The following is a 21,837-nucleotide window of genomic DNA, read 5'->3' as shown; positions in this document are numbered from 1 at the left end:
GGGCGGACAGGGCCCCGCGGCGGCCCTGGGGCGGGCGGGACCGGGCGGCGTGAGCGGCCATCATGTGCCGGCGCCGCACGCGTCTGCGCCCTTCCGATGATCGGTCGGATGCGGCACGCTCCGGTGATGGACCATTCCGGGGGGCGTACCGGGACGGCACGAGGAGGCAGCACGTGGTGGACGCACACCGAACGTTCGTGATCATCGGCGGCGGACTGGCCGGCGCGAAGGCGGCCGAGACCCTCCGGGCGGAGGGCTTCACCGGCCGCGTCATCCTGATCGGAGACGAGCGTGACCACCCCTACGAGCGTCCACCGCTCTCCAAGGGCTACCTGAGCGGCGGCGAGGAGCGCGACCAGGTCTACCTGCACGAGCCGGCCTGGTACGCGGGGGCCGAGATCGAGCTCCACCTGGGCCAGCCCGCGGTGCACATCGACCGCGAGGCGCGTGCCGTGCGGCTGGGGGACGGGACGGTCGTGCCCTACGACGCGCTGCTGCTCGCCACCGGCGCCGAACCGCGGCGGCTGGAGGTACCGGGCACCGACCTGGCGGGGGTGCACCACCTGCGCCGGTTGTCGCACGCCGACCAGCTGCGCGGAATGGTCTCCCGCCTCGGCCGGGAGAACGGCCACCTGGTGATCGCCGGTGGCGGCTGGATCGGCCTGGAGGTGGCCGCGGCAGCCCGCACCTGGGGCGCCGAGGTCACCGTCATCGAGCAGAACCCGACGCCGCTGCACAGCGTCATGGGTCCCGAGCTCGGCGCGCTCTTCGCCGACCTGCACCGTGAGCACGGCGTCCGCTTCCACTTCGGCGGCCGGATCACCGAGATCCTCGGCCGGGACGGCCAGGTGCTGGCCGTCCGCACCGACGACGGCGAGGAGTTCCCGGCGCACGGCGTGCTCGCCGCGATCGGGGCCGCCCCCAGGACCGCGCTCGCCGAGGCCGCCGCCCTCACCGTGGACCCGGACACCGGAGGCATCGCCGTCGACGCCTCGCTGCGCACCGAGGACCCGGCGATCTTCGCCGCCGGGGACGTCGCCGCCGTGCGGCAGCCCTCCGGCGGACGGCTGCGGGTCGAGCACTGGGCGAACGCCCTGCACGGCGGCCCGGCCGCGGCCCGCGCCATGCTGGGCCAGGAGGTCGGCCACAGCCGGGTGCCGTACTTCTTCTCCGACCAGTACGACGTCGGCCTGGAGTACAGCGGCTGGGCCCCGCCCGGCGCGTACGACCAGGTGGTGTGCCGGGGCGACATCGGCAAACGGGAGTTCATCGCGTTCTGGCTCCGGGACAACCGGGTGCTGGCCGGCTTGAACGTCAACACCTGGGACGTCGCCGAGCAGATCCAGGACCTGATCCGCTCAGGCCGGCGCCTCGACCTGCACCACCTCGCCGACCCCGCCGTCCCGCTGTCCGAGCTGGCGGCCACCACCTGACCCGGACGCGCCCCGTCACCGGACCGCCCGCACCGCACCCGCACCCCCGCCCGAGCCGCGCCGTCACGTTGCTGCACAGCGCCACGCAATGCCGCACAACGCCACGTACTGCCACGCAATACTGAAAAAGGGATATTTTGCTCAGGTCTTCCAGTGAGAGGTATCTGAGTGATGGCACAGCAGACCGTGGCCGAGCAGTTCGTCGACATCCTCGTCCGGTCCGGGGTGCGGCGGCTCTACGGCGTCGTCGGCGACAGCCTCAACCCGGTGGTCGACGCGATCCGGCGCACCCCGGCCATCGACTGGATCCAGGTCCGGCACGAGGAGACCGCGGCCTTCGCCGCCGGCGCCGAGGCCCAACTCACCGGCAGGCTCGCCGCCTGCGCGGGCTCCTGCGGCCCCGGCAACCTCCACCTGATCAACGGCCTCTACGACGCGCACCGGTCGATGGCCCCGGTGCTCGCCCTCGCCTCGCACATCCCCAGCAGTGAGATCGGCACCGGCTTCTTCCAGGAGACCCACCCCGACCGGCTGTTCACCGAGTGCAGCCACTACAACGAACTGATCTCCAGTCGCCACCAGATGCCCCGCGTCCTCCAGACGGCGATCCAGCACGCGGTGGGGCGCGGCGGCGTCAGCGTGGTCGCGCTGCCCGGTGACATCGCCGCCGAGCAGGCCCCCGAGCGTGCCGAGGAACACGCCCTGGTCACCGCCCGGCCGACCGTGCGGCCCGCCGACGAGGAGATCCGCGCCCTCGCCGCCCTGATCGACGACGCCCGCCGGGTGACGCTGTTCTGCGGCAGAGGAACCGCCGGCGCCCACCAGGAGGTGATGGACCTCGCCGCGAAGGTGAAGGCCCCGGTGGGCCACGCGCTGCGCGGCAAGGAGTGGATCCAGTACCAGAACCCCTACGACGTCGGCATGAGCGGACTGCTCGGCTACGGAGCCGCCTACGAGGCCACCCACGGCTGCGACCTCCTGATCCTGCTCGGCACGGACTTCCCCTACAACGCCTTCCTGCCCGACGACGTGCGCATCGCGCAGGTCGACGTCCGGCCCGAGCACCTGGGCCGCCGCTCGAAGCTGGACCTGGGCGTGTGGGGCGACGTGCGGGAGACCCTGCGCTGCGTCATCCCGCAGGTGCGGGAGAAGCGGGACCGGTCCTTCCTCGACCGGATGCTGAAGAAGCACGCCGCCGCGCTGGAGGGCGTGGTGAAGGCCTACACGCGGAAGGTGGACAAGCACACCCCGATCCACCCCGAGTACGTCGCCTCGGTCCTCGACGAGGAGGCCGACGACGACGCCGTCTTCACCGTGGACACCGGAATGTGCAACGTCTGGGCCGCCCGCTACCTCACCCCGAACGGGCGGCGCCGGGTGATCGGCTCCTTCACCCACGGATCGATGGCCAACGCTCTGCCGCAGGCCATCGGCGCCCAGTTCCTCGACCGGCGCCGACAGGTGGTGTCCATGTCGGGGGACGGAGGCTTCACGATGCTGATGGGGGACTTCCTGACGCTCGTGCAGTACGGCCTGCCCGTCAAGGTCGTGCTGTTCAACAACTCCGCCCTCGGCATGGTGGAGCTGGAGATGCTGGTCGCCGGACTGCCCGCCCACGGCACGGCGAACCACAACCCCGACTTCGCCGCCGTCGCCCGGGCCGCCGGCGCGCACGGGGTGCGGGTGGAGAAACCCAAGGAACTGCGCGGCGCCCTCCGGGACGCCTTCCGGCACAAGGGCCCGGCGCTCGTGGACGTCGTCACCGACCCCAACGCGCTCTCCATCCCACCGAAGATCCGCGCCGAGATGGTCACCGGCTTCGCGCTCTCCGCCGGCCGGATGGTGCTCGACGGCGGCGTCGGCCGCATGGTCCAGATGGCCCGCTCCAACCTGCGCAACATCCCACGGCCCTGACCGGCCCCCGGTCGTGCCACTCCGGCGCCGGACGTCCCCGCACACGAAACCGCCCCCGGACAACCGTCCGGGGGCGGAGACGACAACCCCGCCCGGCCCACTGGGCCGGGCGGGTGAATCCCGCACACGCGTCACCACGCGGCGGGGCTAGGTGTTGGTGGCGCCCCAGTCGTCTTCGCCCGGCCGAGCGGAGGTGCGCCCGTTGAAGGCGCGCACCTTCTCGGAGACCGACTCGGGGAGCCGGTCACCCACTCGGTCAGCCACGGTGTGGGCCGCCTTGGACGCGGCCTGGCGACCGGTGTGCGTGGCGGTCTCCACGGTGTTCCGGACAGAGGGGTTCTGCGAGAGCTGACGTGCGTAGGCACGCAGCTGCTCGTAGCGCTCCCGTCCGGCCCGTGTGCCGATCACATACCCGACCGCGAGGCCCGTGATGAAACTCAATCGGTACCGCATACGGCACCCCTTCCCTGGGACTTGCTCGGTATGCGCCGGAGGTGGTCGGAAGGCGGCACGGCTACCGATTTCAAACCAGCCCCTGGCATGCGCTAATGTATTGCTCGCAGCGAGGGAGTGCCCCGGGACACCGGTTGGCTAACCCCGAGCAGAGCAGTCCCCTGTAGCTCAATTGGCAGAGCAGCCGGCTGTTAACCGGCAGGTTACTGGTTCGAGTCCAGTCGGGGGAGCGCACCGAGAAGGGCCCCGCGAGGGGCCCTTTCTGCACCCGCCCCGCGCCCTCCCAAGGGCCGCCCGAAGGCCCCGGGGAACGGCGCGACCGCGACCAGCGTCCCCACCTGAGCAGGGCTTCACCCCGTACGGGCGGCAGATCGTATGAGCGGCTATGCTGCGGCAGACGGCGCGCACACCTGTGCGCGACGCGCCGATACGGGGCGGTAGCTCAGCCGGTTAGAGCAGCGGACTCATAATCCGTCGGCCGTGGGTTCGAGTCCCACCCGCCCCACCACAGCGTCCCCAGGCAGAATCGTTCTGACCTGGGGATACGCGCTTTTCGGGGGCGGTTTTGCGCTAGGTGTTCGCCTCACGGAGGTGTGGCGGATGTGGGTCTTCACGCGTCGAGAGCGTTCCCTGTGCGGCTCTGACCTGGGCTTTTCCGTTCCCACAGTCGCGGGAGGGTCAACAGCGATCCCATGGCCTCCGGGGGTCACCCCCCACCCAGCCGCATCGACGTCGCCCCCCCATGCGTGACTCGTAGTGAGGGTCGGCCGGTATGTCTGTTCCCTGAGTCGATCTTGAGGACGAAACGCTGGCCGACGCGATGCGACTCATGGGCGCGTCGACGAAGAAGGAGACGGTCAACGGGTCCCTGCGGGACTAGGTGGCGCGCGTCAAGCGACTGGAGGCTGCCGCGAAGCCGGCCGCGCGGGGCGAGCAGGACGAGCCGGCCGCGCGGGGCGAGTTCGAGGCCGCGACTGCGGCGCACGCAGCGGCCGAGCGCGTCCGGCGGGCAGCTATCGAGTGCTCACGTACCTACTCGACACGTCCGCCCTGTGGCACCTCTTGCGCACTTCGGCTGCGCCCAGCTGCACCGTCCGACTGCGGCTGACCGGCGGTGAGATCCCTTCACCCTCACTCGGTCCTTCGCAGCGCCTCGGGGCCATGCACCACGGGGTGTCGCACAGCAGCTTCGAGCACATCGCGCTCCCTTCCCCTCGTAGCGTGGAGTTCGTGGCTGCACGCTACGAGGGGAAGGACACCCCGCTGTTGCCGTCAGCTGGGTCAGCCGACGTACTTGTCCGCGGCGGCGAGGGCCTCGTCGAGGATGGCGAGGCCCTCGCGGGCCTCCTCGTCGGTGATGTTGCACGGCGGGACGACGTGGATGCGGTTGAAGTTGTACACCGGCCACATGCCGCGTTCCTTGCAGGCGGCGACGACTTCGTCGACCGGGCGGGTCAGGTCGCCTCCGGCGGCGTAGGGGACGAGCATCTCGCGGGTCTCGCGGTCGCGGACCAGTTCCACCGCCCAGAACACGCCCAGGCCCCGGACCTCGCCGACCGACGGGTGGCGCTCGGCGATCGCGCGCAGGCCGGGGCCGATGACGTCCTCGCCGATGCGCGCGGCGTTCTCGTTGACGCCCTCCTCCTTCATCGCGGTGATGGTGGCCACGGCCGCGGCGCAGGCCAGCGGGTGACCGGAGTAGGTGAGGCCGCCGGGATAGGCCACTTCACGGAAGGTCTCGTGGACGGCGTCGGAGAGGATCACGCCGCCGAGCGGCACGTAACCGGAGTTGACGCCCTTGGCGAAGGTGATGAGGTCGGGGGTGACACCCCAGTGGTCGACGGCGAACCACTCGCCCGTGCGGCCGAAGCCGGACATCACCTCGTCGGCGATGTAGAGGATGCCGTGCCGGTCGCACAGGTCGCGCACGCCCTGGAGGTAACCGGCCGGGGGAATGAGGACGCCGGCCGTGCCGACGACGGTCTCCAGGACGATCGCCGCGATCGTCGAGGGCCCTTCGAAGGCGATGACCTGCTCCAGATGGGCCAGGGCCCGCGCGCTCTCCTCGGCCTCGGTGGTCGCGTGGAAGTGCGAGCGGTAGAGGTAGGGGCCGAAGAAGTGCGCGACGTTGCCCGAGGCGCTGCCGGAGTGCTCGTTGGCCCAACGGCGCGGGTCGCCGGTCAGGCTGATCGCCGTCGAGGTGCCGCCGTGGTACGAGCGGTAGGCCGACAGGACCTTGGGGCGGCGGGTGTGCATGCGGGCCATCCGTACCGCGTGCTCGTTGGCCTCGGCCCCGCCGTTGGTGAAGAAGACCCGGTTGAGGTCGTCGGGCGCCAGCTCGGCGATCAGCCGGGCCGCCTCGCCGCGCTTGTCGTTGGCGAAGATCGAGGCGATCATGCAGATCTCGTCGGCCTGCTCCTTGATCGCCGCGACGACCTTGGGGTGCGCGTGACCGATGTTCAGGTTGATGAACTGCGAGGAGAAGTCGAGGTAGCGCTTGCCGGTGTAGTCCCAGAAGTACCGGCCCGAGGCGCCCGCGACGGGGAGGGGGTTCACGCTGCCCTGGGCGGCCCAGGAGTGGAAGAGGTGGGCCCGGTCGTCGGCGACGATGCGGGCGCCCCTGTCCGGGTCCGGAGCAGGGGCGGACGAGGCCGTGGACGGCAACGGGGCGGACAGGTTTTCGGTGGTCATCAGAACCTCGATGGGGAGTGTGTGGCGGACGGGGCGTTTCGCGAGCGGTCGGGAAGGGACGCTCTCTCTTTTTCGAGGAAGTAGTGGATGTCGGCGGTGGCCGCTTCGATCCGGGTACGGGACCGGGTGCCCTCGGGCTCCCGGAGGAGGTCGGCCTGGCGGCGCAGCACCGCCCCGGAGAACGGCAGGCCCCCGCTGTCGCCGTAGCGGATGGCGCCAGTGCGGTCGCGTCGGGGGATCACCTGGGAGCGGGCGTGGACGCTGGCGCTGAAGGGGATGTCCAGGCGGCCGGCGCGGAACGCCGCGTCGATGCCGTCGAACAGATCGCCGGCGGCGAGCACCGGCTCGATGATCTCGGCGACCTCGCGCTCGATCCAGTGCTGCTCCTCGGCCACCCGGTCCTCGTCGACTCGGACGAAGTCGAGCAGCTGCGAGGCGCCCAGGGCCGCGGTGCGCAGCCCGTGGGCGTTGGCCGTGGCGTCGGGGATGCCGTAGGCCTCCTGCACGGTCTTGTTGATCATCTTGGTCGCGCCGCCGAGCCGGGCCGTCAGGCCGCCGTGGAGGATCAGCAGGCTGGCGAACTCAGGCGTCGCCGGGAAGACCCCCATGAACTCGTGCAGCACCGGGTACACCTCGACGGCCGTGCCGAGGTAGCGGCGGGCCAGGGTCCGGACGGCGCGCAGGGCTGCGACGTCCTGGTGCACCTCGCCGCCCTGCGGGTAGGCGATCGACAGGCAGCCGACGCCCTCGCTGACGGCGGCGACGCCTTCCAGCAGTGTCATGGCGAGGCTGACCGACGGGGGGACGAGTACGGCGGTGAGGGTGCCGAACAGCTCCCGGTCGATGACGACCCCGGACGTGGCGAGGGTGCCGCACAGGGCGTCCACCTGCTGCCAGGCCCGCAGCGAGTGGGCCAGCGGCACGTTCTTGGAGTACGGCAGGTTGTAGCCGATGCCGCCGCCCTCGAACGAGGTGATACCGGCGGCGAGCGTCACCGCGAACAGGTCGCGGCCGTCGGGTGAGCCGTGCCGGACCTCCAGGGGGACCGCTAGGGCCTCGCCCAGTTCCCGGCCCCGTTGCCAGCCGTGGGCGACCAGCGGATACCCGTTGAGGTCGGCCGGGCTGTCGCGCATGAGGTCCTGCGCGGTGTCGAAGTTCCGCAGCCGGGTGTGCGAGTCGATGGTGACGGAGAGGATGTCAGGACCGGCGGGCTCCAGTTCGCGCAGCAGCGCCAGCATCGGTTCGTGCCCGCCGACGCCGCAGCGCGGCTGGACAGCCGGGCGGCCCGCGGTGTCGGCGGCGCGCAGCACGTCGACGACGAAGGGGCGCCGGGCGTCCGTGAGGTACGCCAGGATGTCGGACCAGCCGGGCAGGTCGGCGGCGACCTGCGGGGCCAGTTCGAGGCCGTTCAGTTCAGCCATTCCGCGACTCGGCCGCCATCGTCGAGGGGAGCGCGTGGAGTCTGTCGAGCAGCAGTACGAGTTCCCCGGCGTCGCCGAGCAGGTGGTCGACGCCCAGGTCGTACAGCCGCTGCCGGTCGGCGTCGCTCGTGCCGCTGCCGACCGAGAGGTTGCCGCCGACGACCACGGGGCACTTGAGGCGGCCTGCGGCGCGCAGTTCGGGCAGGGCCTTGAGGTCGTGGTGGGCGTGGCCGTTGAGGGTGCCGATGAGGACGGCTTCGGCCTCCGGGTGCCGGTCCACGGCGTCGGCGAAGTCGCTCAGCGGGGTGCAGACGCCGAGGTTGACCACGCTGAAGCCGTGGTCCTGCAGTTGCATGGTGATGAGGTGGTTGGCGACAGCGTGCGAGTCGCTCTCGGCCACGCCCAGGACGACCAGGCGTCCGCCCGGCCCGGGAAGCGTGTTCATCGGCACTCTTTCTGTGGAGTGGGGGTGGGCACGGTGGGCAGCGCCGTCAGTCGTCGAAGGCCATGAACAGTTCACGGTGGTTCACTTCGGCGAGCCGGTCGCGGTGGTACTCGTCGGGGTCGGCGGCGCGCAGCGAGTCGAAGACGAGGTTGATCGCCGCGACCAGCCCCCACACCTCGTGGTAGGCGGGCCAGCCCGGGGTGCCACGGCGGTGGTCGTCCTCGCGGGCGAAGAGGTAGTTCGCCCAGTCCTTGTGCATGGGGTGCCTGTGGTGGAAGTCGTGGACCACCGTGTCACCGGTGAGGATCAGGTACCGGGCGGGGAAGTGGATCAACAGCATCCGGCACCACCAGCGCACCCAGGCCGCGTACCGGCGTGCGGGCGGGAGGCCCGGCGAGGGGACGGCTTCGCCGATGAAGATGGCGTTGGTGAGGCCCGCGAAGTACTCCTTGCCCCGCCGGACGGTCTGGTCCCGGCTGGGGAAGGTGTGCTTGACGCACAGCCGGAAGATGTTGCTCATCTGGAAGAAGACCGTCATGGGCAGCGCCCAGGCCACCAGCAGGAAGACCCACAGGTGCAGCCAGGTGGCCAGCGCCGCCATCACGACGAGGCCCGCCGTGGTTCCCACCCGCCAGGGTGTGCTCGCGAAGGCGTAGAACGAGCGGAACCGGGCCGTCAGGAACCGGGCGTGGAACCAGGGGGAGAAGGTCTTGCCCAGGACCCGCCGCCACATCTGACGGCGGGTCATGCCGGGTCGCAGTTCCAGGCTCACCAGGAACGCCTGGACCGTGGGGTCACGGCGCGTCATGTGGTGCAGGGCGTGGTGGTCGCCGACGTGCTCGGCGCTGTACCGCCCGAAGTCCTGGATCAGCAGTACGGCGGCGAGCACCCGGCCGAGGGCGGCGTCCGGGCCGCGCCGCCGCCACATGTTCTGGTGGGCGCACTGGTGGTAGATCATCATCCGGAGGTTGCGGGCGCCGTGCAGGGTCATGGCCCAGCCGGGCAGCAGCAGGACCAGCAGCCAGCCGGCCGCCCACAGCGCGGTTCCGCTGAGTGCCACCCCGGTGGCGACCGAGGTGACGGCGTTCACCAAGTGCCGTGTGGGGGTGTAGTGGATCGGTCGCTGCCCGGCATACGGCCGGCCGGTCAGCAACGTGAGTGGTACGGCGCACGCACGCGGCAGCACCTGCATGGATTCGCGCACGCTGTCCGGCGCGCCGGAGCCGCCGCCGGGGCGCGGACGCGGACGCGGGTCATTCACCTCGGGCATCGCCGATCTCTCTCCGCTGAACTTCGAGCTGACAGTCGAGCTGAACTGGGCAGCAAGGGCACGGTGTCGGTCAGGCGCCAGCAAGCGCCTCGGCTTCCTGGGCGGCGGCCGTGGTCAGCAACTCATCTATGACCGCGTCCAGTTGGACGGTGGTGGTCTCCGGGTTCAACAGCATCAGCTTGAGGAAGACCCGGCTGCCGCCGTCCTCCCCGGCGATGTGGGTGCGGGCGATCAGGGCGCGCCCCTCCTCCATGACCCGGCGGCGCAGGGCGCCGTTGAAGGCGTCGGCGTCCAGGCCACCCGTGGGGAGGTAGCGGAACAGTACGGCGGTGAGCGGCGGTTCGGTGCCCAGTTCCAGACGCGGCTCGGCCGCGATCCGGGACGCGGCGTGCCGGGCGAGGTCGTGGCAGGTGTCCACCATGGCGCCCATGGCCTTGCTGCCGAGCGTGCGCATGGTGACAGCGATCTTGAGGGCGTCCGCCCGCCGGGTGGTCTGCAGCGAGGTGTTCTGCAGGCCGATGAACCCGGCGCAGGTGTCGTCGTCGGCGCTGAGGCACGTGGTGGGCTGCAGGCCGAAGGACAGCATGGTCTCGGCCCGGCGGACCAGCAGGACGGCCGAAGAAGCCGGAGCCCAGCCGAACTTGTGCAGGTCGACGGTGATCGAATCGGCCTCGGCGAGGCCGTCGAGCATGCCGCGCAGCCGTGGGGAGAACAGTGCCCCGGCTCCGTAGGCCGCGTCCGCGTGCAGCCACACGCCGTGCTTGCGGGCGATCACGGCCAGCTGCGGGAGCGGGTCCACGATGCCGAGGTCGGTGGAGCCCGCGACGGCCACGATCGCGACGGCGACCTGATCGGCGGGGAGTTCGGTGAGGACCCGGTCGGCCTCCTCGGGGATCATCCGGCCGTTCTTGTCCACGGGGATGGTGAGGATGTGCTCCTCGCCCAGGCCCAGCAGGCGTACCGCGCGTTCGATGGAGAAGTGCACGCCTTCGGGGCACAGCACGACCGGCTGGACGTCGAGCTTGCGAAGGCCCCCGTGGAAGGGGTAGTCGCCGGTCTTCTCGGCCAGGGTGGTGTCACGGGCCATGGTCATCGCCATGAGGTTGGAGACGCTCCCGCCGGGGGTGAGCGCGCCACCGGCCTCGGTGGGGTCGTAGCCCACCAGCTCGGCCAGTTGGGCGATGAGCCAGCGGTCCAGCTCGAGTGCGAAGGGGCCGCTCTCCCAGGCGTGCAGGGACTGGTTGAGGATGGCGGTCACCAGCTCGGCGGTGGCGGCCACGTCGGCGGGCGGGGGCTGCATCCGGGCGAGCGCGGCCGGGTGGGTGATGTCCACCGACCACTGGGCGTACGGGCGGATCAGCTCAGCCAGCACGCTGGCGGGATCGCCGCCGTCCTCCGGCAGCAGCAGTGCGGCCAGCGCCTGCCGGGCGGCGACCCTGGCGCCGTCGGGGCCCCCGGGCGCCACCGGGCCCAGGCGCGCCGCGGAGACCTCTTGGAGGATGTCCAGGGCGGTGTTCACCAGAGCCCGGACGCGCTCCAGGCCTGCGGCGGTTCCGGCGGGCTGGTACAGCGGGCCGGTCACGTTCGTGGTCACGAATGATCTCCTACGGAAGGCGGCGAAAGTCACGGGCGGCTGGTACGACGAGCGGGTACGACGACAGGGGCGAACGGCAGGCAGGGACGAGGGCGCGGGGAAGCGGCGACGGACCGGCTACTCGGGCGTCCCGGCGTCGGCCTTCGGCCCCGCAGCGGTGGCGGTGGCCGGTTCTTGCGGCGGCCCCGCCGGAACGTCCTTGAGCCGGGGGACCGGGGAGAACGCCACCCACAGCAGGGCGAACAGGAACCCGAACGCCGTGACGTACAGCGTGGGCCGCAGCCCGATCGCGTCGCCCAGGGTCCCGCCGAGCAGCGCACCGAGCGGCAGCGGACCCCAGGCGATGAAGCGGCATCCGGCGTTGACGCGGCCGAGCAGATGGTCCGGCGTGATGACCTGGCGCAGGCTCACCACATGGATGGTCGACATCGTCGACCCGATGCCGCAGCACGCGAACGCGAGGACGTACATCCCGTACGACAGCGGGCCCCCGCCTGGCGCGAGCGGGACCAGTACCGGCGCCGCGCAGCACAACACCAGCTCGGCCATGACCGCCCGACCCAGGCCCAGCCGCTGCTTCAGCCAGCCGGCGCCGACCGCGCCCAGCAGCGAACCGACGGCGCCGACGCCCAGGAGGAGGCCGATGGTGGCCGGGCCCATGCCCAACTCCCGCGCGGCGTACAGCACGAACACCGTCTGCAGCGACATCCAGCACAGGTTGTACGTCCCGGCCTGCAGGGCGATCGCCCGGATGGTGGCGTTGCGGAAGACCATCCGCAGACCCTCCGCGATGCTGCGCGCGGTGGACACCCGCTGTTCGGGCACGGCGGGGGCGGGCTCGACGCGGCGGATGGCGAGCAGCCCGGCGACGGAGACCACGTACGAGAGGGCGTTGGCCAGCAGTGCGATCGGGGCGCTGAGCCAGCCCACCAGCAGTCCGGCCAGGCCGGGGCCGCCGATCTGGGCGATGGAACTGGTCGCCTGGAGCTTGCTGTTGCCCTCGATCAACTGCTCGCGCTTGATCAGTGAGGGCAGATAGGACTGGTAGGAGACGTCGAACAACACGGTCAGCACGCCGATGAGCAGCGCGGCCACGTACAGGTAGCCGATGCTCAGAACATCGAGCGCGGCGCACAGCGGCACGCTGCCGACCAGCAGGGCGCGCCCGATGTTGCTCCAGATCATCAGGGGCAGGCGGCGGCGCCGGTCGACCCAGACACCGATGAAGAGCGTGGCGCCGAGGAACGGGGCGAAGCTCGCCGCGTTGAGCAGACCCAGCTGGGTCGAGGAGGCCTCGAACTGGTAGACCGCCGCCAGGGGCAGCGCCAACTGGGTCACCTGCGCGCCCATCTGGGAGACGGACTCGCCGGACCACAGCTTGAGGAACTCCCGGTCACGCCACAGACCGCCTGGGCGCCGGGACGTCATGCCTGGACCTCCGCCGCTTCCGTGCCGTCGGCCACGTGGTAACAGCAGCCGATCTGCGCCCCGTTGGACATGCTGACGATGCCGACCCGGGGGTCGGGCGTGCCGCGCACCAGCATGCCGCTGTAGGCGCCGCCGACCATGAGCACGCCGTAGGCGACAACCATCCGCTCGAATCCGAGACCGTCCTCGGTGACGAACCGCTCGGCGACCGGCAGCACCCGTTCCTGGACCACGTACGGGCCGCCGACCGCGCCGCGGATGTGCGCCTCCCACTCCTCCTGGTCCACCGACCAGCCAGGGACGACACCGACCCCGCCGTACAGCAGGGTGGGCTTGAGAGCGAGCAGGTCCTTGTTGGCCAAGGCGTACGACAGCAGGTCGACGCTCTCGCCGTCGTGCCGCACGGACTCGTCGCGCAGGAAGCGGGTCCACGGCAGGATGCGGTCGATCAGCCGGTTCTCGTCGGCGCTGAAGGCGTCGCGGTTGCGCTCGTCACTGAGCATGGCGAGGGAGCCCTTGTTGCCGTACAGCTCGCAGTCGAGACCGGCGAACAGGAAGGTGTGGCCCTTGCCGACGGCGTCGAGCAGCGGGTCGACCAGGTCGTAGCTGCGTTGTTCGTCGGCCATCTCGCCCGGCAGGAAGATCCGGTAGACCACGTCCACCTTGCGGCCGTGGATGTACGGCACCCCGTCGCGGTAGTCGAACTCCGCGAGGCTGCACACCACGGTGTCGAAGCCGTGCCGCAGCCAGTCGGGCACCACGAAGTCCAGCCACGGTTTTGTGTAGTCGTAGCCGTCGGGCCACTCGGTCAGCGCCAGCACCGGACGGGCAGGGAGGGTGAAGCCCGCGTCGGCCGCTTCGGCGCGCAACACGTCGGCGATGCGTCCGATCGGGTCCGGGTGGTCCAGTTCCTCGGCGTCGGCGAAGGCACGGAAGGCCTTGTTGCCGGCGGCCGGGCGGGAGAACTCGCCCATCTGCCAGCCGCCGAGCGAACTGCCGGTGTTGAGCTCCATCAGTTTGAAGCCGCCGGGCTCGCGGTACATGTCGGCCCGGGACATCGCGGGCATGCGCAGGCCCGCGCCGCGCATCACCAGGTCGATCTGGGTGGGCGTCATGCCGACGGCCTCGGCGAACGCGCGGCGGTCGCCGCCGAAGAGCCGGTCGGGGATGGTGGTGAGCAGCCCGAACAGCCCGTTGAGGTCGGCTTCCAGGCTCAGCCGGTCGGCGGTCGCCAGGAACACCGGGCGGTTGAGCGCCTTGCCACCGCCCGCCCCGTAGCTGTTCCAGTCGTTGCGCAGCTCGGGGACGACCATGTTCTCCAGGCCGTTGTCCAGCGCCAGATAGCGGCGGGTGACCGGGTTCTCCATCAGCGCGCCCAGGCCGTCGAGCGCGGACCCGGACAGGACGGGGCGCACCTCGGCCTCCGCCCGGTCCAGCGCGGTGGTGCAGTCGGCGGCGTCGTCGCAGACGGCGATCACCGCGGCGGTGCGGGGGGTGAGGGCCTGGGGCGGCAGCAGCAGTTCGTCGCCAGGGCCGGCCAGTACAACGACCTCGGCCACGCCCGGTACCTCGGCCGCGCCACCCAGGTCCAGCCGCTCCAGCACCCCGTCGTGCGGCGGATAGAGGAAGCGGACCTCGGCCCACAGGTCGCGGGACGGGGTGAGGTCGGGGCGTCGGCCCGAAGCCAGTGCGGCTCCGGCCAGCGGCAGGTCGATCCCGGTGGCGAGCGTCCCCAGGTGGGGGATGAGGTCGCCGCCGAGGCGGCCGTTGAGCTCGATCAGGCGGCAGCCGGTGGGGGTCAGACGGATCTCGGTGTGGGTGAGGCCCAGGTCGAGTCCGAGCGCCCGGTGGGCCGCCTTGACCAGTGCCTCGGCCTCCGCTGCCCAGGGCTCGTGGCGCCACGGGCCGACGAGGTGGCCGACCTCTTCGAAGGCCGGGTCGAAGCCGAGGCGCTTGCGGGCGACGAAGACCAGCTCAGCCTCCCCGTCGACCACGCAGCTGTCGACGCTGATCTCAGGACCCCGCAGGTACTCCTCGACCAGGACGCCGGACGCGGTACGGATTCCGGGGAACGTCGTCCCGGCGACCAGCGCGTAGGCGGCCGGGAGGGCGGCGGCCTCGCGCACCACGGTGACACCCATGCTGCCGGCCAGTGAACGTGGCTTGAGCACCACCGGGTAGCCGATCTCCTCGGCTGCGGCCGAGGCGTCCCCGGCGGAGTGCACCAGGCGGTGCCGCACGCTCGGCAGCCCGGCCCGGTCCAGCAGGCTCCGGGTGACGTACTTGTCGCGGCACGCGGTGGCGGCCCGCGGGGACAGATGCCGCAGACCCAGCTGCTCGGCCACTTCGGACGTGGCGATCAGCGACAGCTCGTCCCAGGTGAACAGCCCCGACCCGGCCGGTATCTCGCCCAGGAGCTCCTCGACGGCGCCACGCAGGGAGTCGGCGTCGGTGGTCTCGGCCATCCGATACGTCGAGACGTAGGCCTTCTCCCAGGTGATCGCCTGGGAGGTGACCAGAGCGATCTCGTACTCCCGGGCCAGGGAGGCCAACGCGTATTCGCGGTAGGCCTTCAACCGGCTTCCCACCACTATGAGATGGCTCTTGGGCTCTCGCACCGGACGCTCACGCTTTCTTTTGATGGTTGTGGTGGTCAGACCGGCAGGGCTTCGCAGCGCATGCCGAAGCCCCCAGCTGTCTTCTCGATCGCGGCCTCGACCTCGCGGCTGGAGACACCGCGGAACCGGAAGCGGGCGGCGACGTGTTCGTAGCCGCCGATCCGCGGAATGACGGCGCCCGGCTCCGGCACCACCTGGGCGTACGGGCCCTCGCCCGAACCGGCGGCGCCCGGGGGGCGGGTCACCTCGACGACCCGGCAGGGCGTCGGCACGGGAACCGGCAGGAGCAGCCAGCCGGCGGTCCCGGCCGCGCCGTCAGCCGCAGCGGAACCATCGGGCCCGGCGGGAACGACGGACACGGTCGGCGGGCGGTCCAGCTGGATGTCCACCGCCGCGGCCATCAGGTCGAGACCGTGGACCTCCCGCCAGACGAAGGCGATCTCGCCGCCGCCCACCCGGGCGCCCGCCTCCAGAAAGGTGAGCTGGGGCGCGCCGTCCGCGCCGGTGCCCACGAACGCCTCCAGGTGGAAGACCCAGGGCCGCCCCTCCCCGAGCGCTGCGGCCACCGAGGAGGTGAAGTGCTCCAGCGGGGCGAGGAGTTCGGGATCGTCGACCTCCACCGAACCGAGGAACGTCCCTTCGGTGAAGTCCCGGCAGCTGTTGACGTAGCGTGACGCCCGCCAGGGGCCCAGCCGGGTGCCGGTCCACAGGCCGTCGATGTGGAACACCGGGTCGGCAACGAAGGACTGGACGATCCGGGGCTCCACGGGCGCCCCGCCGAACAGGGCGGGGTCGTTCAGATCGGCAGGGTCGCGCACCACCACCACGCCGCGGCTCGCGGTGCCGCGCCGCGGCTTGACCACCACCGGCCAGCCGTGGCGTTCGCCGAACGCGCGCACGGCCACCGGGCAGTCGGCGTCGGCGTAGCGGGGGACCGGGATTCCGGCCCGGTCCACCACGGTGACCATGGTGAGCTTGTCCCGGAAGCGGGCCAGCTCCTCGGTGGTCTGTCCGGGCAGGCCGAAGACGGCGCGCAACGCGGCGGCCGTGTCGAGGTCACCCTCGTTGAGCGCCACCAGATGTCGGGCCGGCCCGAACCGCTCGACCAGTTCCGCCACCGCGGCCCGGCTCCCGGTCAGGGAGTCGGTGACGGGGACGACGACCACGGCGGCGGCACCGGCCGGGACGGAGGCCCGGCCGAGTTCCGTCGTCACATAGCTGACCCGGTACGTGTCGTGGTCGATGTAGTCGGCGTAGTGGGCGTGCCGGTCGCGCCAGCGGTGCAGCACGACGATGTGCCCGGACGGCTCTGCCACCGGAGTCGTAGGAGTCATCGGACCGGCTCCGCGCTCTCCGCCGCCAGGCGGGCGTTGGCCACCACGATCTGCCCCAGGGCGATGCCACCGTCGTTGGTGGGCACCTGCTGCTGGCAGTACGTGTCGAAGCCCGCCCGGCGCAGCTCCACCAGACAGTTGACCAGCAGGAACTCGTTGAGGAAGACGCCCCCGGAGAGCACCACCCGCTGGATCTCGGCCGCGTCCCCGGCAGCCCGCACCGCCGTGCAGCGTTCGACGACCATGTCGACGACACCCGAGTGGAAGCGCCGACTGACGGTGGCGGTGTCGACGCCGTCCGCGAGGTCCGAGGCGATGGCCCGCACCACGGGGCGCGGGTCGGTCTCCGGTATGCCCGCAGGGGTGGTGCACCCGAACCGGTAGCGCTCCGCCGGGGCGGCCATCGCCAGGTCCCGGGCGAGCAGGCCCTCCAGCTCGATCGGGCCCTGCGCCTCGTACTCGGCATGGGTGGTGATGTCCAGCAGCGCTGCGACGGCGTCGAACAACCGCCCCATGCTGGACGCCAACGGGGCGTTGATCCCGCGCTGCGCCATGGTGGCGAAGACGTGCCGCTGCTGCCCGTCGAGCTTCTCCAGCACCGGGAAGGCGGCGCCGGCGGCGTCGGCGTCGCCGAAGGCGTCCAGGGCCAGCGCGAAGCCGGTCCTGATCGGCTCCTTCACCGCGCGGTCACCGCCCAGCAGCGGTATGGCGCGCAAGGAGGCGACCCGCCGGACCTCGCGGTACGTGCCGAGCAGGAACTCCCCGCCCCAGGTGGTGCCGTCCTCGCCGTAACCGGCCCCGTCGAAGACCACCCCGAGGGCGGTCCCGGTCAACCGGTTCTCGGCCATGCAGGAGGCCATGTGCGCGTGGTGGTGCTGCACCTGGACCACCTGGCCGAACTCGCCGCCCTGCTCCTTGAGCGCCAGCCGGGTCGCGCGGAACTGAGGGTGCAGGTCCACCGCCGCGAGCCGGGGCGTCAGTGCGTGGAGGTCGGCGAGGTGCCGGGCGGTCTGCTGGTGCGACTCCCATGTCTCGTCGTTCTTCAGGTCGCCGATGTGCTGGCTGAGGTAGACCCGGGTACCGCTGGAGAGCGCCACCGTGGTCTTCAGCTCGGCGCCGTAGGCCACCAGGGGGGCCAGTTCGATGCCGGTCTCGACCGGGTACGGGGCGTAGCCGCGTGCCCGGCGCAGGAAACTGACCACCGGCTTGTCGAGTTCGGGATGCACCGAGTGCCGTACCAGCGAGTCGTCGACCCGGGTCTCGATGTCCCGGTCGTTGTAGAGCACCAGGTCGGCGATCTGGAAGAGCTGGTCCAGCGCCTCCTCGTTGCGGTACGCGATCGGGTAGCCGGAAACGTTCCCGCTGGTCATCACGAGCGCGCTGAGCTCGCCGCTGTCCACCAGCAGATGGTGCTGGGGCGCGGAGGGCAGCATCACCCCGAGGTTGGGGTTGCGCGGCGCGATGGCCTCCGGCAGGGCGCCGGCCCGCTTGCGCACCAGCACGATCGGGCGGGACGCCGAGCTGAGCAGAGCGGCTTCGGCCGGGCTGAACTCGGCGAACCCGGCGACGGTGTCCAGGTCGCGCGCCATCACGGCGAACGGCTTGGAGTCCCGGCGCTTGCCCGCCCGCAGCCGGTCGATCGCCTTGGCGTCGCGCGCGTCGACGGCCAGGTGGAATCCTCCGACGCTCTTGACAGCGACGATGCGCCCCTCGGCCAGCGCCTGGGCGGCGGCGTACAGGGCGTCCTCGCCCCGCCGCAAGGCCCCGGCCGCGTCGGCGAGCAACAGTTCGGGCCCGCAGTCCCGGCACGCGTTGGGCTGGGCGTGGTAACGCCGGTCCAGCGGGTCCGCGTACTCCCCGGCGCACGGCGGGCACATGGTGAAGGCTGACATGGTGGTCTGCGCACGGTCGTACGGCAGGGCACGCACGATCGAGTAACGCGGCCCGCAGTTGGTGCAGTTGATGAACGGGTAGCGGTACCGCCGGTCGGACGGGTCGCGCAGCTCGGCCAGGCAGTCCACACAGACGTGACCGTCGGCGGGGACGATGGTGCTCTTGCTGCCGGTGTGCACGCTCTCCCGGATGACGAAGCCCTCCGTCGGCGCCGCCAGCGGCGGTAACTCCTCGACACGCACCGAGGTGACCCGGGCCTGGGGCGGTGCCTGGTCGCTCAGCTCCCTGCCGAAGGCGTCGAGCACCTCCACCGGCCCGGTGACCTCGATCAGTACGCCTTCCGGGTCGTTGAGGACCCAGCCGGTCAACTGCCGTGCCAGGGCCGCCTTGTAGACGAAGGGCCGGTAGCCGACGCCCTGCACCACTCCGCTGACCCGGATGCTTCGGCGGGCCGTGGCGCCTACCGCGTCGCCTGCCGTTCCGTACGCCTCTCCCATGTTCCGCACCGGGTCAGCAGAGCCGGGGAAGCTCGGCGCCCGCGAGCTCCTCGATCACGGAGTCGCGGCCGTCCGCGCCTCGCAGGAGCACCTGGGCCTCGGCCCGCTCGGTGACCTCGCCGATGGTCACCGCGCCGACGCCGTAGCGGTGCGACCGCAGCGCGTCCAGCACCGCCTGCTCGGCCGACGGTTCCACGAACAGGCAGACGCAGCCCTCGTTGGCGGCGTGGATCGGGTTGATCCCGAGCATGTCCATCGCCATCACGGTCTCGAACTGGATCGGAAGGGCCGCCTGTTCGATCCGGATGGTGCGCCCGACCGCCTCCGAGTACTCCTGCAGCACAGCGGCCAGCCCGCCACGGGTGACGTCGCGCACCGAGTGCACGTCGCCCTCGCCGACGCTCGCGAACAGCTCGTCGAGCATGCCGTTCACCGGCGCGCAGTCGCTGAGCACGCGCTGCTCGAACCCCAGACCCTCACGGATCGACAACAGGTGGACCGTGTGGTTGCCGATCGGGCCGCTGAGGATGACCCGGTCGCCCGGCTGGACGTCGCGCATCCGCAGCGGGGTCCGCTCGAACACCCCGACGCCCGCGGTGTTGAGGTAGATCTGGTCCGCCTCGCCCTTGCGCACCACCTTGGTGTCGCCGCACACGATCTGGACGCCGGCCTCGCGGGCCGTCTCCCGTATCGAGGTGAGGGCCTGCACCAGGCGGGCTATCGGCAGACCCGTCTCCAGGATCATGCCCAGGGTGAGGTAAAGGGGCTTGGAGCCGACCACGGCGAGGTCGTTGACCGTCCCGCAGACCGCGATCTTCCCGACGTCGCCGTTGCCGAAGAACGGCGGGTCGACGACGAACGAGTCGGTGGTCATCGCGATCTGCCCGCCCGTGATGGGGAGCATGGCGCTGTCCTCCATCTCGCCGATGTAGACATCGCCGAGCGTTTCCACGATGAGGGAGACAAGCTCGTGGCTGAGCTGGGTCCCGCTTCCGTGGTCGAGAACGATTTCTCCGAGGTCGGCAGCCAAGGTGGCCATCCGGTGTCCCTTCAGGTGTGCGGGTCGGGGGAGTACGCGCTCGGAGGCGAGCCGCGTAGCGGAAGGGACTGGACTACGGGAGGATCTTGACGACCTTTCGCGGCAACTCACCCTGCGTGTCGAGGGTGTTGAGGATCTCGGCCGAGTCGGCGACCGTGGCGCAGTATCCGCGCAGCCACTCCAGGGACCGGTCGCGTGCCTCGGGGTCGCCGGACACCACGCAGTCGGAGGGCACCCAGATGTTGTAGCCGCGGAAGAAGGCGTCCGCGGCAGTGGTCTGGACACAGATCTGGGTCTGCAGGCCGGTCACCAACACCGTGTCGACGCCGGCCTTCTGGAGCAGGTCGTGCAACTCGGTCTCGTAGAAACCGCTGTCCTTGTTCTTCTCCACGACCACGTCGCCCGGGCCGGTGAAGTCGTGCAGGATGGCCGCCCCGGCGCTGCCACGCTGCAACGGGAGGGTGCCGTCGAGGTCGCGCTCCACGTTCGGGTCGTCCGGCAGGTTCACCAACTGCAGGTGGTAGACGCCGTGTCCGCGCTGGCGCATCTCGTTCAGGAACTTCACGAAATGCGGCTGCGCCTCGGCCATGGCGGCGGTGCGCTCGGGGGTTTTGTGCACGACGTCGGCCTGCAGGTCGTTGGTGAGTACGGCGATCTTGCCCATGGCGATTCCTCGGGATGCTCGAAGCGCGGTGGAGTCAGCGGTACGTGGTGGCGCACGAATGCCCGGGCTGAAGTCGCCCGGGATTCGGTGGGGCGGTCGAAGACGTGGCGCGGTGAGGTGCGGTGGCGCGGTGTGAAGACGTGGCGCGGTGAGGTGCGGTGGCGCGTGACGCGTTGATGCTGGCGGTGACAGCCCAGGGCGGGGCACCGCGGACACTGCTGAGAAGAAGGACACCCTGCACGGCACATGCCGTGAAGGGCGCTATGCGGCCTGGGGCGGAGTGTCGAAGATCCCCACGGCGCGCTGATTTTGGCACACGTGATGAGAGCAGGTCAAGATCTTTTACGCGGTACTTCTCCGTTCGGATCACCATTCATGGCCCCGTCAACCGCGACGGGCACCGCAGCTCCATCGGTGCAGGGGGTTCGGCCGCCGACCGCCGAGCAGCCGGGGGCATCGCAACCTCCAGCCCTTCCAGAACAGTGCTCAACAGTCGCCCGTTACACGGCTCTTGCCGTTCTGTTCAGGTCGCCAGACCCGGGGGCGTAGGCGATCCGGGCGTCATCCCCGAGTCCTAAGAAGGCGGTTCATGAGCATTTGAGTGTTTCTTGTCTTGAAGGGTGCTCATCAGCGGCTACTTCGACAGGCGCTGTCCGGCCACAGGCGATACTCGTCTTGTGGACTGGTTGGAGCGAGCTCGGGCGGCGGAACAACTTCGAGATTGGGACGAGGCGATCGCGCTCGTTAGCGCTCACGCCGAATGCTTCTCCGACGATCCGGACATGCACGACAACCATCTGTGGCACATGGATCTACTGGTCCGAGCGGAACGGATTTCAGAACTTACGGAGCGCGCCCACACGGATAACCACGCACGTCGAAGACTTAACAGATCGCTTCGGGAGCGGGGTATGGAGGCGGCGCTGTGTGGCCGCGCCGAAGACGGCGACCGTGACGCCCTGTACGTCCTTGTTCGGCTGATGTGCGAGACGGGTCGGGTGCAAGAAGCTCAGAGGGTAGTTTCGGACATCGGCCCGGAGGACCAGTACGCACGCCAGATTGTGGCCGGCGATTGCTGGACATAGGTGTCCGGCTACGGCTTTCTCGCGAAGCTGCCGGTGCCGGCCTCGGTGAGGATGCCGA

15 protein-coding genes, 2 tRNA genes and 1 pseudogene are annotated in these 21,837 nt (G+C 70.9%); 6 read left to right on the top strand and 12 right to left on the bottom strand.

From position 1 onward, the window contains the following. Window positions 1–173 precede the first annotated feature (173 nt). Entirely contained in the window at window positions 174–1,433 is a 1,260-nt protein-coding gene (locus tag ACYVE9_RS00280) for an NAD(P)/FAD-dependent oxidoreductase (RefSeq protein WP_461025614.1), read from the top strand. A 171-nt stretch (window positions 1,434–1,604) separates the two neighbouring features. Further along, window positions 1,605–3,347 carry a pyruvate dehydrogenase gene (locus ACYVE9_RS00275; RefSeq protein ID WP_461025613.1) on the top strand — a complete coding sequence of 581 codons (1,743 nt, stop codon included), beginning with the start codon at window positions 1,605–1,607 and terminating at the stop codon, window positions 3,345–3,347. A gap of 147 nt (window positions 3,348–3,494) precedes the next feature. Here ACYVE9_RS00275 and ACYVE9_RS00270 read toward each other — a convergent pair whose 3' ends face one another. After that, entirely contained in the window at window positions 3,495–3,800 is a 306-nt protein-coding gene (locus ACYVE9_RS00270) for a YtxH domain-containing protein (protein WP_461025612.1), read from the bottom strand. Between the two features lie 157 nt (window positions 3,801–3,957). Between ACYVE9_RS00270 and ACYVE9_RS00265 the strand changes: the two genes are divergently transcribed. From ACYVE9_RS00265 to ACYVE9_RS00255, 3 genes and pseudogenes are all read left to right on the top strand, one after another. Continuing rightward, window positions 3,958–4,030: transfer RNA gene (locus ACYVE9_RS00265), tRNA-Asn, on the top strand. Window positions 4,031–4,231: 201 nt separating this feature from the next. Then, window positions 4,232–4,308, top strand: a tRNA-Ile gene (locus tag ACYVE9_RS00260). Window positions 4,309–4,602: 294 nt separating this feature from the next. Further along, window positions 4,603–4,680 (top strand): annotated as a pseudogene (locus ACYVE9_RS00255) (type II toxin-antitoxin system VapB family antitoxin); the annotation flags it as partial. A gap of 401 nt (window positions 4,681–5,081) precedes the next feature. On the opposite strand, the gene ACYVE9_RS00250 reads toward ACYVE9_RS00255, so the two are convergent. From ACYVE9_RS00250 to ACYVE9_RS00200, 11 genes are all read right to left on the bottom strand, one after another. Then, window positions 5,082–6,491, bottom strand: a complete 1,410-nt coding sequence (locus ACYVE9_RS00250) for an aminotransferase class III-fold pyridoxal phosphate-dependent enzyme (RefSeq protein WP_461025611.1) — start codon at window positions 6,489–6,491, stop codon at window positions 5,082–5,084. Beyond that, window positions 6,491–7,912, bottom strand: a complete 1,422-nt coding sequence (locus ACYVE9_RS00245; protein WP_461025610.1) for a methylaspartate mutase — start codon at window positions 7,910–7,912, stop codon at window positions 6,491–6,493. The genes ACYVE9_RS00250 and ACYVE9_RS00245 overlap by 1 nt, the downstream gene beginning before the upstream one ends. Then, the gene (locus ACYVE9_RS00240; protein WP_461025609.1) at window positions 7,905–8,357 is read right to left on the bottom strand and encodes a cobalamin-dependent protein; all 453 of its coding nucleotides are present in this window, start codon (window positions 8,355–8,357) and stop codon (window positions 7,905–7,907) included. The genes ACYVE9_RS00245 and ACYVE9_RS00240 overlap by 8 nt, the downstream gene beginning before the upstream one ends. A 46-nt stretch (window positions 8,358–8,403) precedes the next feature. After that, the gene (locus ACYVE9_RS00235) at window positions 8,404–9,627 is read right to left on the bottom strand and encodes a fatty acid desaturase (protein ID WP_461025608.1); all 1,224 of its coding nucleotides are present in this window, start codon (window positions 9,625–9,627) and stop codon (window positions 8,404–8,406) included. Window positions 9,628–9,697: 70 nt separating this feature from the next. Next, window positions 9,698–11,221 (bottom strand): pyridoxal phosphate-dependent decarboxylase family protein, encoded by a 1,524-nt coding sequence (locus tag ACYVE9_RS00230; RefSeq protein WP_461025607.1) that lies wholly within the window; start codon window positions 11,219–11,221, stop codon window positions 9,698–9,700. Window positions 11,222–11,338: 117 nt separating this feature from the next. Continuing rightward, window positions 11,339–12,649 carry an MFS transporter gene (locus ACYVE9_RS00225; RefSeq protein ID WP_461025606.1) on the bottom strand — a complete coding sequence of 437 codons (1,311 nt, stop codon included), beginning with the start codon at window positions 12,647–12,649 and terminating at the stop codon, window positions 11,339–11,341. Beyond that, a complete protein-coding gene (locus ACYVE9_RS00220) occupies window positions 12,646–15,267 on the bottom strand; it encodes an ATP-grasp domain-containing protein (RefSeq protein WP_461025605.1) in 2,622 nt (873 codons plus the stop codon). The genes ACYVE9_RS00225 and ACYVE9_RS00220 overlap by 4 nt, the downstream gene beginning before the upstream one ends. A 35-nt stretch (window positions 15,268–15,302) precedes the next feature. Further along, window positions 15,303–16,601 carry an ATP-grasp domain-containing protein gene (locus ACYVE9_RS00215; RefSeq protein WP_461025604.1) on the bottom strand — a complete coding sequence of 433 codons (1,299 nt, stop codon included), beginning with the start codon at window positions 16,599–16,601 and terminating at the stop codon, window positions 15,303–15,305. Next, a complete protein-coding gene (gene hypF / locus ACYVE9_RS00210) occupies window positions 16,598–18,991 on the bottom strand; it encodes a carbamoyltransferase HypF (RefSeq protein ID WP_461025603.1) in 2,394 nt (797 codons plus the stop codon). The genes ACYVE9_RS00215 and hypF overlap by 4 nt, the downstream gene beginning before the upstream one ends. A 13-nt stretch (window positions 18,992–19,004) precedes the next feature. Next, window positions 19,005–20,030, bottom strand: a complete 1,026-nt coding sequence (gene hypE / locus ACYVE9_RS00205; protein WP_461025602.1) for a hydrogenase expression/formation protein HypE — start codon at window positions 20,028–20,030, stop codon at window positions 19,005–19,007. Between the two features lie 73 nt (window positions 20,031–20,103). Next, on the bottom strand, window positions 20,104–20,694 hold the full coding sequence (locus ACYVE9_RS00200) for a cysteine hydrolase family protein (RefSeq protein ID WP_461025601.1): 591 nt from the start codon (window positions 20,692–20,694) through the stop codon (window positions 20,104–20,106). Window positions 20,695–21,371: 677 nt separating this feature from the next. Between ACYVE9_RS00200 and ACYVE9_RS00195 the strand changes: the two genes are divergently transcribed. Next, window positions 21,372–21,779: a hypothetical protein gene (locus tag ACYVE9_RS00195; RefSeq protein ID WP_461025600.1), complete on the top strand. Its 408-nt coding sequence runs from the start codon at window positions 21,372–21,374 to the stop codon at window positions 21,777–21,779. Window positions 21,780–21,837: the final 58 nt, after the last annotated feature.

It is taken from the genome of Streptomyces sparsus (assembly GCF_054776295.1).
Note: the sequence above shows the minus strand (reverse complement) of the source record. Positions and strands in the feature narration are given on the sequence as shown.

Bases quoted from the DNA above. Each gene is read 5' to 3' on its own strand.
- ACYVE9_RS00240 (WP_461025609.1), bottom strand. From the start codon at position 8,357: ATGAACACGCTTCCCGGGCCGGGCGGACGCCTGGTCGTCCTGGGCGTG.
- ACYVE9_RS00275 (WP_461025613.1), top strand. From the start codon at position 1,605: ATGGCACAGCAGACCGTGGCCGAGCAGTTCGTCGACATCCTCGTCCGG.
- hypF (WP_461025603.1), bottom strand. From the start codon at position 18,991: ATGGGAGAGGCGTACGGAACGGCAGGCGACGCGGTAGGCGCCACGGCC.
- ACYVE9_RS00235 (WP_461025608.1), bottom strand. From the start codon at position 9,627: ATGCCCGAGGTGAATGACCCGCGTCCGCGTCCGCGCCCCGGCGGCGGC.
- ACYVE9_RS00245 (WP_461025610.1), bottom strand. From the start codon at position 7,912: ATGGCTGAACTGAACGGCCTCGAACTGGCCCCGCAGGTCGCCGCCGAC.
- ACYVE9_RS00225 (WP_461025606.1), bottom strand. From the start codon at position 12,649: ATGACGTCCCGGCGCCCAGGCGGTCTGTGGCGTGACCGGGAGTTCCTC.
- ACYVE9_RS00200 (WP_461025601.1), bottom strand. From the start codon at position 20,694: ATGGGCAAGATCGCCGTACTCACCAACGACCTGCAGGCCGACGTCGTG.
- ACYVE9_RS00250 (WP_461025611.1), bottom strand. From the start codon at position 6,491: ATGACCACCGAAAACCTGTCCGCCCCGTTGCCGTCCACGGCCTCGTCC.
- hypE (WP_461025602.1), bottom strand. From the start codon at position 20,030: ATGGCCACCTTGGCTGCCGACCTCGGAGAAATCGTTCTCGACCACGGA.
- ACYVE9_RS00270 (WP_461025612.1), bottom strand. From the start codon at position 3,800: ATGCGGTACCGATTGAGTTTCATCACGGGCCTCGCGGTCGGGTATGTG.
- ACYVE9_RS00215 (WP_461025604.1), bottom strand. From the start codon at position 16,601: ATGACTCCTACGACTCCGGTGGCAGAGCCGTCCGGGCACATCGTCGTG.